The organism is Kitasatospora sp. SUK 42, from assembly GCF_015776785.2.
Lineage (GTDB): Bacteria > Actinomycetota > Actinomycetes > Streptomycetales > Streptomycetaceae > Kitasatospora.
The window spans coordinates 1,107,951-1,123,805 of sequence record NZ_LFMD02000007.1 but is presented as its reverse complement, the minus strand read 5'-3'; the positions used below and the strand labels follow the sequence as shown (position 1 = coordinate 1,123,805).

At 74.8% G+C, this 15,855-nt stretch carries 11 protein-coding genes and 1 riboswitch; of the genes, 6 read left to right on the top strand and 5 right to left on the bottom strand.

Annotated features, from left to right (window positions below; translation table 11 throughout):
* Together RZ50_RS26625 and RZ50_RS26620 are read right to left on the bottom strand one after the other, a co-directional pair.
* Entirely contained in the window at window positions 1-564 is a 564-nt protein-coding gene (locus RZ50_RS26625; protein WP_254803061.1) for a hypothetical protein, read from the bottom strand.
* Window positions 554-1,450, bottom strand: a complete 897-nt coding sequence (locus tag RZ50_RS26620; RefSeq protein ID WP_308272311.1) for an NAD(P)-dependent oxidoreductase — start codon at window positions 1,448-1,450, stop codon at window positions 554-556. The genes RZ50_RS26625 and RZ50_RS26620 overlap by 11 nt, the downstream gene beginning before the upstream one ends.
* 88 nt (window positions 1,451-1,538) lie before the next feature.
* Here RZ50_RS26620 and RZ50_RS26615 point away from each other — a divergent pair, with 88 nt between their 5' ends.
* A complete protein-coding gene (locus RZ50_RS26615) occupies window positions 1,539-2,090 on the top strand; it encodes a Uma2 family endonuclease (protein ID WP_196949677.1) in 552 nt (183 codons plus the stop codon).
* A 116-nt stretch (window positions 2,091-2,206) separates the two neighbouring features.
* Here RZ50_RS26615 and RZ50_RS26610 read toward each other — a convergent pair whose 3' ends face one another.
* The 3 genes from RZ50_RS26610 to fhuB form a co-directional block, all read right to left on the bottom strand.
* Window positions 2,207-3,064 carry an MBL fold metallo-hydrolase gene (locus RZ50_RS26610; protein WP_196949676.1) on the bottom strand — a complete coding sequence of 286 codons (858 nt, stop codon included), beginning with the start codon at window positions 3,062-3,064 and terminating at the stop codon, window positions 2,207-2,209.
* Window positions 3,065-3,075: 11 nt separating this feature from the next.
* Window positions 3,076-3,143, bottom strand: a riboswitch (guanidine-III (ykkC-III) riboswitch).
* An 83-nt stretch (window positions 3,144-3,226) separates the two neighbouring features.
* Entirely contained in the window at window positions 3,227-4,324 is a 1,098-nt protein-coding gene (gene fes, locus RZ50_RS26605; protein ID WP_196949675.1) for an enterochelin esterase, read from the bottom strand.
* A 21-nt stretch (window positions 4,325-4,345) separates the two neighbouring features.
* A complete protein-coding gene (fhuB, locus tag RZ50_RS26600) occupies window positions 4,346-6,505 on the bottom strand; it encodes a Fe(3+)-hydroxamate ABC transporter permease FhuB (RefSeq protein WP_196949674.1) in 2,160 nt (719 codons plus the stop codon).
* Between the two features lie 106 nt (window positions 6,506-6,611).
* Here fhuB and RZ50_RS26595 point away from each other — a divergent pair, with 106 nt between their 5' ends.
* The 5 genes from RZ50_RS26595 (at window position 6,612) to RZ50_RS26575 (ending at window position 15,853) form a co-directional block, all read left to right on the top strand.
* Window positions 6,612-7,610 (top strand): ABC transporter substrate-binding protein, encoded by a 999-nt coding sequence (locus RZ50_RS26595; protein ID WP_196949673.1) that lies wholly within the window; start codon window positions 6,612-6,614, stop codon window positions 7,608-7,610.
* Between the two features lie 27 nt (window positions 7,611-7,637).
* Window positions 7,638-8,420 (top strand): ABC transporter ATP-binding protein, encoded by a 783-nt coding sequence (locus tag RZ50_RS26590; protein ID WP_196949672.1) that lies wholly within the window; start codon window positions 7,638-7,640, stop codon window positions 8,418-8,420.
* Between the two features lie 292 nt (window positions 8,421-8,712).
* Window positions 8,713-9,570, top strand: coding sequence for a DUF4132 domain-containing protein (locus RZ50_RS26585; protein WP_374199988.1), 858 nt, complete (start codon window positions 8,713-8,715; stop codon window positions 9,568-9,570).
* Complete coding sequence (locus RZ50_RS26580) at window positions 9,567-14,672, top strand: hypothetical protein (RefSeq protein WP_196949671.1); 5,106 nt, start codon at window positions 9,567-9,569, stop codon at window positions 14,670-14,672. Before RZ50_RS26585 ends, RZ50_RS26580 begins: the two co-directional genes overlap by 4 nt.
* Window positions 14,669-15,853, top strand: coding sequence for an AAA family ATPase (locus tag RZ50_RS26575; RefSeq protein WP_196949670.1), 1,185 nt, complete (start codon window positions 14,669-14,671; stop codon window positions 15,851-15,853). Before RZ50_RS26580 ends, RZ50_RS26575 begins: the two co-directional genes overlap by 4 nt.
* Window positions 15,854-15,855 lie beyond the last annotated feature (2 nt).

Below are 15,855 nucleotides of genomic sequence, written 5' to 3'. Positions count from 1 at the left end.
TCAGATGGTCGTCCGTCCGGCCGCGGACCCGCGCTGCGGCGGGACGGACGACCACCACACCGAGCCGATCAGCAGCATCCCCGGGCCGATCCCGGCCGCCGTCGCGACGGCCGCCTCCGGGGCACCGCCGAAGGCCAGCGCCAGCCCGGTCACGCCGCAGGCCGTGATCGCACCGCCGAGGACGTGCAGCGACGGCCGGTGCCAGAGAACGGCGAGGACGAAGAAGTGCGCTCCCACCACGGTGGCGATCCACGGCACGGTCGCCGCCGGGGTGTGCAGCAGCCGGTTGACCACCATGATTCCGAGACTGGCCGCGGCTCCCTCGCTGCCCACCAGGAACTGGTAGTTCGGTCCGAGGGAGGTCTTCGGGCCTCCCTCGGAACGGTCCAGCGGGGCTTCCCGGCCGCCCCACCACTTCCCGGCCCCAATCAGCGCGAGGAACGCGACCACCGAGACCACCCGCAGCGGCACCGCGACGGCCGTCGGCAGGGCGAACGCGCCGACCTGGACGAACACGAGCCCGAAACCGGCTCCCATGAGCCGGGCGATTCGATCAGTTGACATGATCGTCAGTCTGAAGCCCGGCCGGACCGCTGGACAAGCTCTCGCGGCCGATCGCATCGGCCAGCACCTCGGCCACCCCGCGAAGCGGTCGGTAGCCCAGCACCGAGGCGGCCCGTTCGGACACGTAGACACGGTCGACGGAGGAGGGCAGATCCCACCCGAGCCGGTCGAACCCGGCCGCAGCCTCCGGCATCCGCTCCGAGATCAGGGCCGCCGGGTCCTGGTGCAGCCGTGCCCGGTCCCCGGCCCGCCAGGGGTACGGTCCGGCGATGTTCAACACCCCGGTGGCCGTGGCGCTCTCGACGGCCAGCAGGTGGGCCCGCGCCACGTCGGCCAGGTCGACACCCCGGTAGAGCCGGTGCCGGGCCAGCAGGGGCGGCGGCTCGGGGAAGCACCGGGCGATCCGCAGGCACACCGCCGTCAGGGCGGTCGATCCGAGCACCAGGCGTTCGGCGGCCAGCTTCGTCTCGTCGTAGACGTCGCGCGGCCGGGGATCGAGCTCCTCGGTCACCCAGACCGCCGCACCGTCGGACGGCACCAGCGCATGCCCGTACACCGAAGTCGAGCTGGTGAGGACGAACCGCCGCACCCCGGCCGCCTCCGCCGCCGCCAGCAACTCCCCGGTCGCCACGACGTTCACCGCGTGGAACTCCGCGTCCGGCCGCACCCCGACGTGCGGCGCGTGCAACGCCGCCGCGTGGACGACCGCCTCCGCCCCGGCCAGCGCCCCGCGCCACGCCGCGCCGTCCCGCAGATCCGCCACCACGCTCGTGTCCGGCGAGGCCACCCGGTCCACCCCGACCACCGCCCGGCCCGACTCCCGCAGCAGCCGCACCACCGCCGACCCCACCAACCCGGCCGACCCCGTCACCACCACACGCCCCACCCGAACCACCCCTCCCGCGCGCATCGCCGATCCGCCGAGCCTACGGCGAGGGGCGCGGTACCGTGTCGGAAGCACTGGAGGAGATCGTATGAACCCCGAGCACTACCGTCTTCTCGAAGAGGCGAGGCGCAGCCTGCCGGACGGGTACAAGGTCGAGCTGTCCGGCGACGTCATCGTCATGCAGGCCTCGCCGTCCTCGATCCACCAGCTGAATCTCGCCCTCGTCCAACGCCAGTTCGAGGCACACTGCCCTCCCGGCTACTTCCCGACCGGGAACAGTGACCTCTCCTCGCCGGAGGTCGGCGCGGTTCGCAACCCCGATCTCACCTATCTGCCCCTGGACGTCGTGGAACTGGCGGAGCACAACATCCCGGCTGAGCTCGCCCTGATCGCAGTCGAAGTCGTCTCGCCGTCGAATCCCGACAACGACTGGACGGGCAAGGTCCGTGACTACCCGCGCATGGGATTCCCGCTCTACCTGATCGTGGACCCGCGACAGAAGGCCGTGGTGCTGTTCTCCGAGCCGAACCACGACCGCTACCACACCCGCACCGAGCGGGGCTTCGGCGAGAGGATCCGCATTCCCGAGCCGTTCGACTTCGAGCTGGATCTGTCGGGGCTCGTCCCTTACCGGGACTGACCGGCCTCAGGGCCCCCGCCGTGGGCGGAGCCGGTGAAGCCGGCCCGGGTCTCGGCAGTGGACGCGGGCCGGGGGCCGGTGCGGTCCTTGGAGTCCCGTACACCGTCGGCCGGGAGCTACTCGTTGGGCCAGAGGATCAGGTCGTCCAGCGGGTACAGGCGTGGCCGGTCGCCGAGTTGGGCGACGGCGGCCCGGATCCGGTGCAGGTGGGCGGGGGTGAGCTGGAGCGGGGGCTCGTCGGGCTGGTAGGTGGCGCGGATCGGGTAGTCGACGCCCGGGTCACGGGTCATCTCGATGTGGCAGCCGAGTACGTGCGTCACCGGGTGGTTCTCGGTGAACTCGATCAGCCGCTCGACGGTCCGCCCGAAGGTGGGCCAGTCGTTGATGTACAGGCGTCCGGGGTAGACGGTGTCGCCGGTGAGCAGGAAGCCCGTCCAGGGGTCGTAGTAGGTGACCGCCGCCTCGTGGTGTCCCGGCGTGGCCAGGCACTCCAGTACCCGCCCGCCGCCGAGGTCGACGCGGGCCGTCGCCTCGGCGTCCCGGTCGAAGCCGAAGTACGCCCAGGCCGTGGGCAGATCGGCGCCGATCAGGGTGGTCAGAGGCCGGTCGGCGAACTGGCCGTCGCCCGCGATGTGGTCGCGGTGCGGGTGGGTGTGCAGCACCAGCAGGGGGTAGTCGTCCCGGGGATTGTGGGCGAGCCACTTCGCGACCAGCTCGTCGACCGTCGCGCGCAGCGGGAAGTACTCGGCTTCGGTCGTCGCCCCGGTGTCGATCAGCACCGCCCGCTCCGCCCCGAAGAGCAGGAACAGGAACGGAGCCTCGTAGTTGATCGCCTTGTTCTGCCGCAGGATGACGGTGTGCTCGTCGTACTCGTGGACCTGGATGTCCGGGTCCGTGTTGTGCTTCGCGGACGGGGAACCGTGGATCCACCGCACGTCCAACGGGCGGGCGATCGGTGCACCGGCAGCGGCCATGACGCCTCCAGAGTGCGTCGTCTTGGCAGGCCGGGTACGGCGCACGTCTCGTCCGGGGTCGGCGCCGCTGCGCCGCCCCGGGGACGCTAGCACGAGTGGTGCGGTTGCTCGTGGAGGAAGTCCCGTGGACCTGCCCGTACGGGGGGACCGCCGGCCCGGGCGTCAGGCTCCCAGGAGGTGGCGGAGGCCGTCGGCCAGCCCGCCACGCCAACAGGCGTAGTCGTGACCGCCGTTGAACTCGCGGTAGGCGAGGTCGTAGCCCCGGGCGGTCAGGACGTCGCGCAGGTGGCGGTTCTGGGCGAGCAGCATCCATTCCTGGAGGCCGACTTCGACGTAGAAGCGGGCCTCGCGCCGTGTCTGGCGGGCGAATTGGCGGGTCAGCCACTCTGATCCCTCGTCGAACTCCGTCTCGTCCGGCCACCAGAAGGAGCCGGACTGGGAGAGCGCGTTGCCGAACCGCTCCGGCCGTCGGAACGCGGCGTAGGCGGCGGTCAGCCCGCCCGCGCTCTGGCCGGCGATCACGGTGGCGCGCGGGTCGGTCGTCGCGCCGAACTCGGCCGAGGCCCACGGGAGGAGCCGGTCGGCGAGGAGGTCGACGAAGTCCGGGTTGCAGCTGAGGTCGTCCGGCCGCCCGGGGCCCATGGTGTGCACGAGCAGGGTCACCGTCGGCGGGATCGCGCCGTCCGCCACCAGGTTGTCCAGGGTGTCGCCGACGGACAGCACCTCGCCCCACATCTCGCCGTCCAGCAGCACCGCCACCGGATGCGGCCCCTCACCGAGCCGGGCGGGGAGGTGCACGTCCACTCGCCGCCCGGCGACGGTGTGCGCGACCGTCCGCCCGCGCGGCACACCCTCACGCCGTTGCACGTACGGCTGCGGGGGCGCCTCCGGGAGGCTGAGCACCGAGGACGGGTGGCGGCCGTCGCGGGCCGGCAGCCGGGGTTCGGTGTCGTACGGGTCGGGGTGGGCGTGGTCCAGGACGTGCAGCCAGTCGGCCCGGGTGGTGCCCGGCGGCCCGCCCCGGAACGGGTACAGCTGGTAGGAGGCCCGGTGGTCCGCGCGCAGCCGGTACGTGATCTCCCAGCGGCCGTTCCGGCGCTTCATCACATGGGGCGTGAGGTCCCCGGCGTGCCGGTCCTTGTCGGTGACGGTGTGCAGCAGCGCCAGCACTCCGTCGCAGTCCGTCTGCCGGTGCCGGAAGGTGACCAGCCGGTACCGGGGGTCGTCCGGGTCGGGTTCGATGACGGGCGGGTGGTTCAACTTCGGTTCTCCTCAATCACGTCAGACGGAGCTTCGTCGCCCGAGCAGCACCCAGAGCAGGAAGGGCCCGCCGAGGACGGTGGTCACGATGCCGACGGGGATCTCCACCCCACCGATCAGCACCCGCCCCAGGGTGTCCGCGAGCACGACGAGCAGCGCGCCGGTCAGCGCCGAGCCGAGCACCGGCACGCGGGCGGGGCCGGCGAGCCGCCCGGCGATCACGGGCGCGGCGAGCGCCACGAAGCCGACCGGCCCGCAGACGCCGACCGCGAGTCCGGCGAGTGCGACGGCCAGCAGGAGGCAGGCGAGCCGGACCCGGCCCGGGTCGACGCCGAGCGAGGCGGCCACGCTGTCGTCGAAGCGCAGCACCGCCAGGCGCCGGGCCACCACCAGGGCGAGCGGTACCAGCACCGCCAGCCCGATCAGCACCGGAGTGGAGACGGCGAAGTCCCGTCCGTTGAGGCTGCCGTTGGTCCAGATGTACAGCGAGCCGGCCGAGTTGAGCGAGCGGCGGGCCATGGCGACCTGGATGACCGCCGAGGCGAGCGCCGACATGGCGAGCCCGACCACCAGCACCCGGTAGCCGCGCGCGCCGAGCCCGCCGGAGGCGAGGGCGACGACCAGGACGGCGACCAGTGCGCCGAGCGGTCCGGCCCACCAGGCGCCGAAGGTGCCCGCGGTGCTGGCGGAGATCAGCATGGCCGCCGTCGCGCCGTCGTTGACGCCCAGGAGTTCGGGGGTGGCCAGGCGGTTGCGGGCCAGGGTCTGGGTCAGGCAGCCGGCCAGGCCGAGTGCGGCCCCGGCGGCGAGCCCGGCGACGATCCGGCCGAGCCGGAACTTCTGCACCAGCAGCACGTCCAGTCGGTCGCCGTAGCCGAACACGGCCTGGAAGGTGCGGCCGAGGTCGAGTTCGCTCTGCCCGACGTGCGCCGAGACCACCACTGCGGCCAGCAGCGCGGCGGCCAGGCCGAGCGACGCCAGTAGCGCGCGGCGGGGCAGCAGCAGCGACCAGGCCCCGTACCGTAGCGTCAAGTCGGGCTTGGCCGGGGCTGGTTCGCCCGTTCGCGCGGGTGGCGCGGACTCGGCGGGGTCGGCGATGGCCAGGGCGGCGGAGCGCCGGGATCGGACGATCGCGATCAGGGCCGGGGCCCCGATCAGGGCGACGATCACCGACACCGGCGCCTCGAAGGGCCGGGCCACCACCCGGGCGAGCACGTCCGCGCCGGTGAGCACGGCGGCGCCGAACAGGGCGGCGAGCAGGGTGAGTCGGCCGACCCTGGGGCCGGCGACGGTCCGGGCGAGGAAGCCGGAGAGCAGCCCGAGGAAGGCGACCGGCCCGGCCAGGGCGACGGCCGAGGCGGTGAGCAGGGTGACGGCGACGGCGACGGCGGCGCGGGTCGCGCCGGGCCGGTGGCCGAGGCCTCGGGCGAGGTCGTCGCCGAGGGCCAGCGCGGTCAGCGGCCGGGTGGTGAGCGCGGCGAGCACGAACCCCGCGCCGAGGACCGGGGCGAGCTGGCGCAGCGTCGTCCAGCCCTCCACGCCGGCCAGTGAGCCGAGCACCCAGACCCGGTACCGCTCGTACGCCTCAGGCGAGTTGACGATCAGCACGTCGGTGAGCCCGCGGAAGATCGCCGCGACGGCGGAGCCGGCCAGCACCAGCCGCATCGGCGAGCCGCCGCCCCGGGTGCTCGCGACCAGCAGGACCACGGTGCTGGCGAGCACCGCGCCGCCGAAGGCGAAGGCGAGGTAGCCGAAGGAGGTCTGGACGCCGAGCACGGCGATGCCGAGCACGACTCCGAGCGAGGCGCCCGCGTTGACGCCGAGCAGGCCGGTCTCGGCCAGCGGGTTGCGGGTGACGGACTGCAACTGCGCGCCCGCGACGCCGAGCGCGGCGCCGACGAGCAGGGCGGTGAGGGTGCGGGGCAGCCGGAGTTCGCCGACGACCAGGGCGAGCCGGCCGTCGGCGCGGGCGCCGTCGCGGTTCAGCAGGTAGTCCAGCACCCGCCCCGGCCCGACCTCGCCGGCGCCGACCGACAGCGAGAGCGCGGCGAGGGCGAGCAGTGCCGCGACCGCCCCGACGACGACCGGCCAGGTGCGGCGGCGGGCCGGCGGTGGCGGGGGAGGGGCGTCGGGCGCGGTGACGGCGGGCGCCTCGGGGACTCCCACTTGCGACGATGTCATAAGGTAAGGCTAACCTAATGTTCGAGCCGTCTCGTGAGGCACCGCCATCGCGCCGAGCTGCCCGGACGCCACCCAACTCCCGTACCACCCCCGCCCGGAGGCACCCATGCCGTTCGCCCAGAGCCCGCTCCGACCCGTCCGCCGCCGCGCGGCCCAGGCGCTGGCCGTCACCGGGGCGGCCGCCCTCCTGCTCACCGGCTGCGGCTCCTCGGGCTCGCCCTCGTCCTCGTCGTCGAGCTCCACCCAGGCGGCGGACGGCGGCAAGCGGACCGTCAAGGACGCCACCGGCCAGGCCGTCGAGATCCCGGCCGAGCCCCAGCGGATCGTCACCCTCACCCAGGAGGACCTCGACGCGGTGCTCGCCCTCGGCGTCAAGCCGGTCGGCATCACCAACGGCCAGGGGCTCGCCGAGCCGCCCGCGTACCTCAAGGACAAGGTCCAGGGCGTCCCGGTGGTCGGCAACCTGCTCCAGCCCGTGCTGGACAAGGTGATCGCCGCCAAGCCCGACCTGATCCTGGCCGGCGACATGCAGGACGCCCAGCTGCTCAAGCAGTTGCGCGAGATCACCCCCGCCACCCTGGTCACCATGGCGCCCACCGACGACTGGAAGCTCGCCTTCCGCGGCATCGGCAACGCCGTCAACAAGCTCGACCAGGCCAACAAGGTGATCGCCGACTACGAGGCCAAGGCCGCCAAGACCGGCGCCGACCTCGGCAAGAACAAGGGCGCGGCGGTCTCCATCGTGCGCTGGAACCCCACCGGCCCGAGCTGGATGGAGAAGCGGCAGTTCGCCAGTGGCGTCGCCCTCGACATGGGCCTGACCCGCCCGGCCGCGCAGGACAAGGACGGCAACGCGCACAGCCCGGCGCTCAGCCTGGAGAAGCTCTCCGAGATCGACGGCGACTGGCTGTTCCTGTCCACCCTCACCGACGACGGCAAGGCCGCGCTCAAGGACGTCCAGTCCAAGCCCGCCTACCAGGAGTTGAACGCGGTGAAGAACAACCACACCGTCACCGTGGACGGTTCGGTCTGGTCCACCCGGGGCGGCCCGCTCGCCGCCGACGTCGTCATCGGCGACCTCGGCAAGGCGCTCTCCGCCTCCTGAGCGGCGGCCGGACCGGGAGGAACCGCCATGGAGTTGACGATCGAGGGCCTCACCGCCGGGTACGGCCCCGGCCGCCCGGTGCTCGGTGGCATCGACCTCACCGTGCCCGCCGGGCGGGTGGTGGCCGTGGTCGGCCCGAACGGCTGCGGCAAGTCCACCCTGCTGCGGGCCGTCGCCCGACTGCACCGGCCGGACACCGGGCGGGTGCTGGTCGGCGGTCAGGACGTCTGGCGGCTGCGCCCGCGCCAGGCCGCCCACCGGGTCGCCCTGCTCCCGCAGAGCCCACAGGCCCCCGAGGCGGTCACCGTCGCGGGCCTGGTCCGCTACGGCCGGCACCCGCACCAGGGCCTGTTCCGCCAGTGGTCCCCGGACGACGAACGGCTCACCGCCGAGGCCCTGCGCGCCACCGGCGTCGACGCCCTCGCCGACCGGCGCCTCGACCGGCTCTCCGGGGGCCAGCGCCAGCGCTGCTGGCTCGCCATGGTGCTCGCCCAGGACGCCCCGGTCGTGCTGCTCGACGAGCCGACCAGCGCGCTCGACCTCGGCCACGCCGTCGAGGTGCTGGAGCTGGTCCGGGCCGTCGCGGCGGGCGGGCGCACCGTCGTCATGGTCCTGCACGACCTCGCGGCGGCCGCCCGCTACGCCGACCTGCTGGTCGCGCTGCGGGACGGGGCGGTGGTCGCCTGCGGGCCGCCGCGGGAGGTCGTGGACGCGGCGCTGGTGCGGGCGCTGTACGACATCGACAGCCACGTGCTGCCCGCCCCGGGTGACGGCGCCCCGGTCATCGTGCCCCGGGCGCCGGCGGGATGACGCCTCGCGGGCGGCCGCGCCACGACGGCGTGGCCGCCCGCGCCTCCTCCTCCCGGCCGTTTGCGCCTCTTCCCGGCTGCCCGCGCCTCCCCCTGGCCGCCCGCGCGTCTTCCATGGGCGCCGGCGCCCGACCCCCCCACCTGCTTCGATCACTCGTTCGAGTGGTTTGAACTCTGCATGTCACGGCGGAACTCCCCCCGACCGTCGCGTTGTCAGTCGCCCTCGCTACGTTCCTCGCATCGCTGGTCCACAGGTGATCAGGACGACGTTCCCGCAAGTGAGGAGTACGGCCGTGGCATGGGTGGAGACGGGCGCGGGAGGATACCGCGTCACGCTCGACGGCGAGGGCAGGGTGGTGTGCCGCAACGCGGCGGGCCGCGAGCTGAAGTCCCTGCCGTCGAAGCTCGGTGACGACCCGGTGGTCACCCAGCTCAAGCAGCTCGCCGAGTGGCTCGACGCGCACGCGCGGCGCTGCCTGGAGGACGTCGAGCGGTGGATGGTGCGCTCGCTGCCGGTGCCCGCCGCCGTCCTCACCGCCGTGTGGCCGGACGAGGCCTGGCAGGCCGTCCTGCGGGACGTCGTGGTCACCAGCCCGGACGGCGCCGTGGCCGGCTTCCTGCGCGGCGCCGACGCCGAGCGCGGCCTCGGCCTGGTCGACCTCGACGGCGACACCGTGCGCCTCACCGACACCGAGGTGCTGATACCCCACCCCGTCCTCCTCCAGGACCTCGACGAGCTGCGCGAGTTCGCCGTCGAACTCGGCGTCTCCCAGCGCGTCCAGCAGCTCTACCGCGAGGTCTGGCACCGGCCCGAGGAGCCCCCGGCCGGCACCGAGGTCAGCACCTATGCCGGCGGCCGCTACCGCGAGCTGCGCGAGCTGGTCGGGCGCTGCAACCGGCTCGGCTGCCGGGTCCGTGGCGGATCCGCCGTCCAGCCGATCACCGAGGGCGGCCGCACCGTCGAGGCCCGGGTGTGGGTCGGCGACTACTACGAGTACGACGCCTGCGAGACGGGCGCGCTCAGCTGGGCCGGCCCCGACGGCCGGTCCCTGCCGCTCGCCGAGGTCGGACCGGTCGCCTGGTCCGAGGGCATGAGGATGGCCGCCGCGCTGTACGCGGGCCGCACGATCGAAGGGGAGGACGCCGCATGACCACCACCGTCCCGCACCAGGGCGCCTCGACGCCCGAGGCGCTGCTCGACGCCGGAGCCGTCCTGCCGCCCGGCACCCTGCCCGGCGCCGGCCGCCCCGACAGCGCCGCCGACGTGCTCACCGCCCGCGGCTACACCCACCCCGCCCTCGACGGCCGCCGGATCGTCCGACTGGTCCCCGGCGCGCTCGGCCAGGCCGAGGACCTCGCCGTCGAGTTCCTCGGCCTCGCCCCCGAGGGCGCACCCGCCGAGGTCGGTCAGGTCCGCCAGGAGGCGCTCGGCTTCCCCGCCTGGGCGCTGGTCCACGACCCGGCCAACGGCCACCACGCGCTGGCCCTGGTCAAGGAGCTGGAGCGGCTCGCCCGCCAGGCCGCCTCCAAGCCCGGCGCCGCCAAGGACGGCTTCGACGAGCTCGCCACCCGGCTCGGCCGCGCGGTCCCGCACTTCCTGCCCACCTTCTGCGAGGAGGTCGGCCGGATCTTCCTCACCCACGGCAACCAGACCTACGCCGCCGCCTGGTTCGGCAAGGCCCGCGAGGCCGAGCGCACCCACAACCTGGCCGTCGACGAGGAGCGGCTGCGCGCCGTCTTCCTGGAGTTCGCCCTGGCCGGCGCGCTCACCGTCAAGGCCCTGCGCCAGTACGTCAAGGAACTCGCCCAGCGGCTCGACCCGCTGACCGCCTGGCAGCGCTTCCGCCAGCTGTGCACCGAGCGCTCCGCGGCCGGCATGGCCCCCTACGCCGGGATCGCCGAGGACGCCCGTGCCCTGATCCGCGCCGCCGGCCTGGACCGCGCCGAGCACGAACAGGCCCTGCTCGCCGAACTGCTGGAATCCCCGGCGGTCAACCGGGCGCCCGCCGCGTTCTGGAAGTCCTGGCACGGTGCACTGATCGAGCTCGGCCGCAACGACGCCGAGGTCCGCACCCGCCTGCTGGAACTGCTGCCCGACCCGGCCGCCGGCAGCACCGACTCCGCCGCGCAGGACGGCGCCTGGCTGGAGGTCCTCGCCGCCACCGGTGCCGAGGAACTGCTCACCGGCCCCCGAGCCGAGGGCGCCGAGCCCGCCGCGGTCTGGCTCCAGCGCTGGTGCCACCACCTCGGCCGCGGCTGGCGCGACCGGCCCAGCTGCCCCACCACCCTCGCCCTGGCCGGCCGGATGGCCGAGCGGCTGCGCGACGACGCCGTCCCGGTCGACCTCTTCACCGGCATCCGCGGCAGCCTCACCCGGCTCGACCTGCTGGAGGTCCTGCTGGCCGCGGGCGTCCCGGTGGCCGACCCGCCGGCAGACCTGGGCTTCGACCTGCGCGCGTGGGTCGCCCAGAGCGGCCCGGGTGGCACCGGACTCGCCGCCGTCGCCGCCGACGAACGGTTCCGGCCGCTGCTGCGCCGTGCCGCCCCGGCCGCCTGGGAGTCGGCCGTCAAGCACCGGGCCGCCGCCCTGCCGCTGCTGAACGAGCTGTTCAGGGAGTGGGCCGAGGAGCGCGCCGGAGAACTCACCGCCGCCCGCGGCCTGGCCGGCGCCACCGACCTGGTCCGCTCGCTGACCCCGTACCGCACCGTCATCCGCACGATCGCCCCGGCCGCCGCCGAGAAGATCGCCGCGCTCGACGTCACCGGGCTGCTCACCCGGGCCCTCGGCGCCGGCATCCTGGACGAACTCGGCTGGCCCGCCCTGGAGGAGGCGCTCACCCGGCTCGCCGACCCGCCCGCCCCCGACGCCCTCCCGGACAACGCCCCCGGCCACCGCCGCCGGGGCCTGAACGACCTGATGGTCGAGGACGCCTGGCCGCACCTCATCCTCGCCCGCCACGACCGGGCCCTCGTGGTCGGCCCGGACGGCATCCTGCTGGAGCACACGCTGCGGGTGCCCCCGCTGCCGGGCGTCCGCAACCGGTACCGACTGCGCCTGGTCGACGGCGAACTCCTCGTCGTCTGGTACGAGGGCGGCGAGCAGAAGGCCTACTGGTCCAGCCGACCGGACCAGACCTTCGAGCTGACCGGCCGCACCATCGCCGGCTACTACTACGGCGACCACCACCCGGACGACACCTCCCTCCCGCTGCCCGGCGGCGGCCGCACCACCGGCGCCCGCCCGCTGCACCCCGGCGACACCCGGCTGCCCGAGGAGCACCCCGTCCTCGGCGACGGCACCGGCTACTGGACGCTGCGCCACACCCCGAACGGCACCCCCGTCCTGCGCGAACTCGACCCGGCCACCGGCACCCTGGGCCGGGACGCCGAACCGCCCGTGATCGCCGCCACCGCCGCGGCCGGCCGGCTCGTCGTCGGCAGCGCCCGGCTGCTGCCGATGCAGCCCGGCCTGGAGCACAGCCCGCTCGGCACCGACGGCACCGTGCTCGGCAGCTGGATCCGCACCGACGCCGGACGCGCCGTCACCACCTTCACCGCCGACGGGCAGCGCATCGTCCTCCCGCTGAACGGCCGCAAGGAGCCCGACGCCCTCCCGGCAGGCCGGCTCGCCCTGCCCGGGGCGACGGGCCCGGTGGTCGACCGCAGCGGCGAGTTCCTCGGCCTCAACCTGCCCGACCTCGCCGAGCGCTCCGACCGCACCGCCGACCTGCGCTCCTGCCGGTCGGGCGAGCTCTCCGCCGCCGGCACCGCGCTGATCCCGCCGTACGACCACTGGCACGCCCTGCGGCCCCGCGACGAGGCCGGCTCCCGGGTGCTGCGCGTCCTGACCACCGAGCAGGCCGCCCGACTGATCGACCTCGCCTGGCCCGTCGACGCCGAGCCCGTCCCGGAGGACGAGCAGCGCTGGCTCACCGTCCAGGGCGTGCGGCGCCCGCTCGCCCAGCGCGGTGAGGCCCTCAACCGCCTGCCCGTCGAGGCCGTCGGCGCCGCCCTGCCCGGGATCACCCACCCGCTGCTGCTCGCCGGTGTCGCCGGGTTCGCCCGCACCGCCGCCGGCCTGCTCGACCGGATCGCCCGGTTCCTCCCGCAGCCGGAGGCCGAACGGCCCACCAAGGCCGAGGCCGCCGAGTGGCGCCCCGACCACGGCCGGGACCACCAGGTGCGCGACGCCGTCAGCGCCGTCCTGCCCGGAACACCGGGCCTGGGCAACAGGTGGGCCGACACCGACCAGTACTGGGTGCTCAACAACCTGCGCGCCGTCAGTGCCGCGCTCGCGGCCCCGACCGCCGTGACCGCCGTGACCGGCGAATCCGGCGAGGCCGCCGATGCCGCCGAGGGCTGGACGACCCAGGGCACCGTCACCCTGCAGGGCGGCGAGGCCCACCAGGGCTGGCGCCACCTGCTCGGCCGGGTGGACGTCCTCGCCCACGCCATCGCCAACCCGCTCACCCCGGCGGAGCACCGCTCCACCCTGGTGCTGCTGCTCGGCGAGCTCACCAGGGGCCCGCTCGCCGACCGCGGCGCCACCCTGCGCCAGGTCGTCCTGGCCGAGACGGACGAGCGTGCCAAGCGCCCGAGGGCGGAGGCCTACCGCCAGGGCGAGGTGCTGCGGCACGGCGACCGCACCGTGGTGATCCTCGACTACCGCCACCAGCACGAGGACGGGACGGCACACTGGCGCGCCATCGACCACGACCCGAGCGGCGAGTTCGGCCCCGTCGCCCACTTCACCACCCTTGAGGAGCACGGCACCGAGGAGCGGGTGAGCGCCGCCTGGGCCGCCAAGTTCTGGCGGGTCGCCGCCCTGCGCGGCAGCGTCCCCTGGCAGCCCGAGTACGCCGCGGCCTTCGCCGAACTCACCGGCATCGGCACCGCCCGCGCCACCCTGCTGCTCTGCCCGCCCCCCGAGCTCCTGCACTGGGGCACCGTCGAGCTGCCCGCCGAGTACGGCCTCAAGGCCGCCGAGGTCAGGGCCGCCCAGGTCTGGCTGCGCGGGCACGACCACGACACGATCGCCGACGTCTGGGGCGCCCTGATGCCCGTCGACGACCCGAAGCGCCTGTGGACGGAGGGCCCCGACCTCGCCGCCGGGGCCGAGGCCTGGATCCGGCACTTCGGACGGCTCGTCACCCTCCCCGAGGACGTCCTGCCCGGCGTCAAGGGCGTGCCCATCAGCCGGATCGAGGAGATGCTCAACCCCGGCCGGACGCCGTGGCTCAACCGCACCACCACCTACCGGCTCGCGACCAGCGGCCGGTCCACCACCGAGCTGGAGCCCGAGGACGAGACCGCCGTCCCCGACCGCGGCGCCCTCGCCGGGGCGATCGACGCCCTGCACTGGCTCGCCTACCACCTGCCCGCCGACAGCCCGCTGCGCCCGGTGCTGCCCGAGGCCGCCGCCGCGCTGCGCGCCCGGCTCGCCGACCCCGACCTGCTGATCGGGTACCCGCTGGTCCGCATGGACAAGGGCACCCCGGTCTCCGCCGTCCTGCGTGAACACTTCGGCCTGCCCGCCGAGGGCGGCGTCGACCCGGACGGCCTGGTCCGCTGCGGCCCGGCGCTCGTCCTCAGTCCGTACCACGCCGAGTTCGAGCAGATCTGGCTGCGCCCCGCCAGCCTCACCGGCCCTGACGACCCGCTGCTCGACCTGCTCCTCGGGCTGGGCGACGGCTCCTGGGCCGGCACCGAGATGAGGACCGTACGGTCCATCCTGAGCGGCGAACCGGAACGCGTCGCGGCCTGCGGCGCGGCCGTGCCGACCGCCGTCGAGGGCCCGGCCTGGCTGCAGAACCCGCAGCTCAGCGCCCCCGAGCTGGTCGCCGAAGCGGCCCGCACCCACGGCCTGGGCGAGGACGCGGCCGCGCTCTACCTCCAACTGCTCGCCCTGCCCGACCCGACGGACCGCAACACCGCCCGCTGGACGGGCTGGAAGCCCGCCCGGCTCAAGCGTGCCCGCGCCGAACTCGCCGCCACCGACCTGGTGCTGGAGGCCAAGCGGGCCCGGGCCGGCCGTGGCCTCTTCCTGCCGGGCGGCTGGCAGGAGGCCAAGGCCCCCGCCCTGCCGGTGGAGACCTGGAAGGCGGCCCTGTACCAACTGTCCACCTACCGGCCGGTGCTGCCGCACCTGCCCGTCCCCGAGTTGTTCGCCCGCGCCTGGCAGCGCACCCTCGACGGCGACGCCCCCGGCTACGAAGAGCTCCAGACCAGCAAGCGCAGGAAGGCCCGCCGATGAGCGCCGACGCCACCACCGACACCACCACGACCGACGCCACCACGACCGGCACCACCACCGCCCCGGTCCGGCAGATCGTGCCGCCCGAGGAGAAGTACGCCGCCGAACTGGAGTTCCTGGCCGCCCACGACAGCGGCCCGCGCCCGCCCGGCTGGCACCTCACCCCGCGCGCCGTCGTCCTCTTCGTGATGGGCAGCGACGGCGAGAAGCTCAAGGCCGGGCGCCGCAGCCTGGTCATCGAGCCGAAGTTCGTCGGCGAGCGCGCCCTGGTCGAACGCTGCGTCGTCACCCTCGCCGGGGAGCGCGGCCTGCTGCTCGTCGGCGAGCCCGGCACCGCCAAGTCCATGCTCTCCGAACTGCTCGCCGCCGCCGTCTGCGGCACCAGCGCGCTCACCGTCCAGGGCACCGCCGGCACCACCGAGGACCAGCTCAAGTACGGCTGGAACTACGCCCTGCTCCTCGCCAAGGGCCCCAGCAGGGAGGCCCTGGTGCCCTCCCCGGTGCTCACCGCGATGACCACCGGAGCCGTCGCGCGGGTCGAGGAGGTGACCCGCTGCCTGCCCGAGGTGCAGGACGCGCTCGTCTCCCTGCTCTCCGAACGGCGCATCGCCGTCCCCGAGTTGGCCGGCACCCCGGACGGGCAGCTGCACGCCGCCGCGGGCTTCACCCTGATCGCCACCGCCAACCTGCGCGACAAGGGCGTCAGCGAGATGTCCGCGGCCCTCAAGCGGCGGTTCAACTTCGAGACGGTCGGCCCCATCGGCAGCCTCGCCGCCGAGGTCGACCTGGTCCGCCGCCAGTCCACCGCCGCCGTCGCCCGGGCCGGGGCCGGTTACGCCGTGGACGACGCCGTCCTGGAGGCCCTGGTCACCGCCTTCCGCGACCTGCGCACCGGCCGCTCCACCGAGGGCTGGGACGTCGAGCGCCCGTCCACCGTGATGAGCACCGCCGAGGCCGTCTCCGTCGCCACCGCGCTGGGCGTCACCGCCGCCTACCTGCCCGACGGCGGAGACCTCCTCGGCCGCCTCCCCGGCCAACTCCTCGGCGTCGTCCGCAAGGACGACCCGGCCGACGCGGCCCGGCTGCTCGGCTACTGGGACGGCCCGGTGCGCCGCCGCGCCGAACAGGGCGCCGCCACCTGGCGCACCCTGTGGGACCTTCGCGCGGCACTGGAGGCCTGACG

Excerpts from the sequence above, each read along its gene's own strand:
- RZ50_RS26625 (WP_254803061.1), bottom strand. The coding sequence starts at position 564 with ATGTCAACTGATCGAATCGCCCGGCTCATGGGAGCCGGTTTCGGGCTC.
- RZ50_RS26615 (WP_196949677.1), top strand. The coding sequence starts at position 1,539 with ATGAACCCCGAGCACTACCGTCTTCTCGAAGAGGCGAGGCGCAGCCTG.
- RZ50_RS26610 (WP_196949676.1), bottom strand. The coding sequence starts at position 3,064 with ATGGCCGCTGCCGGTGCACCGATCGCCCGCCCGTTGGACGTGCGGTGG.
- fhuB (WP_196949674.1), bottom strand. The coding sequence starts at position 6,505 with ATGACATCGTCGCAAGTGGGAGTCCCCGAGGCGCCCGCCGTCACCGCG.
- RZ50_RS26595 (WP_196949673.1), top strand. The coding sequence starts at position 6,612 with ATGCCGTTCGCCCAGAGCCCGCTCCGACCCGTCCGCCGCCGCGCGGCC.
- RZ50_RS26590 (WP_196949672.1), top strand. The coding sequence starts at position 7,638 with ATGGAGTTGACGATCGAGGGCCTCACCGCCGGGTACGGCCCCGGCCGC.
- RZ50_RS26580 (WP_196949671.1), top strand. The coding sequence starts at position 9,567 with ATGACCACCACCGTCCCGCACCAGGGCGCCTCGACGCCCGAGGCGCTG.
- RZ50_RS26575 (WP_196949670.1), top strand. The coding sequence starts at position 14,669 with ATGAGCGCCGACGCCACCACCGACACCACCACGACCGACGCCACCACG.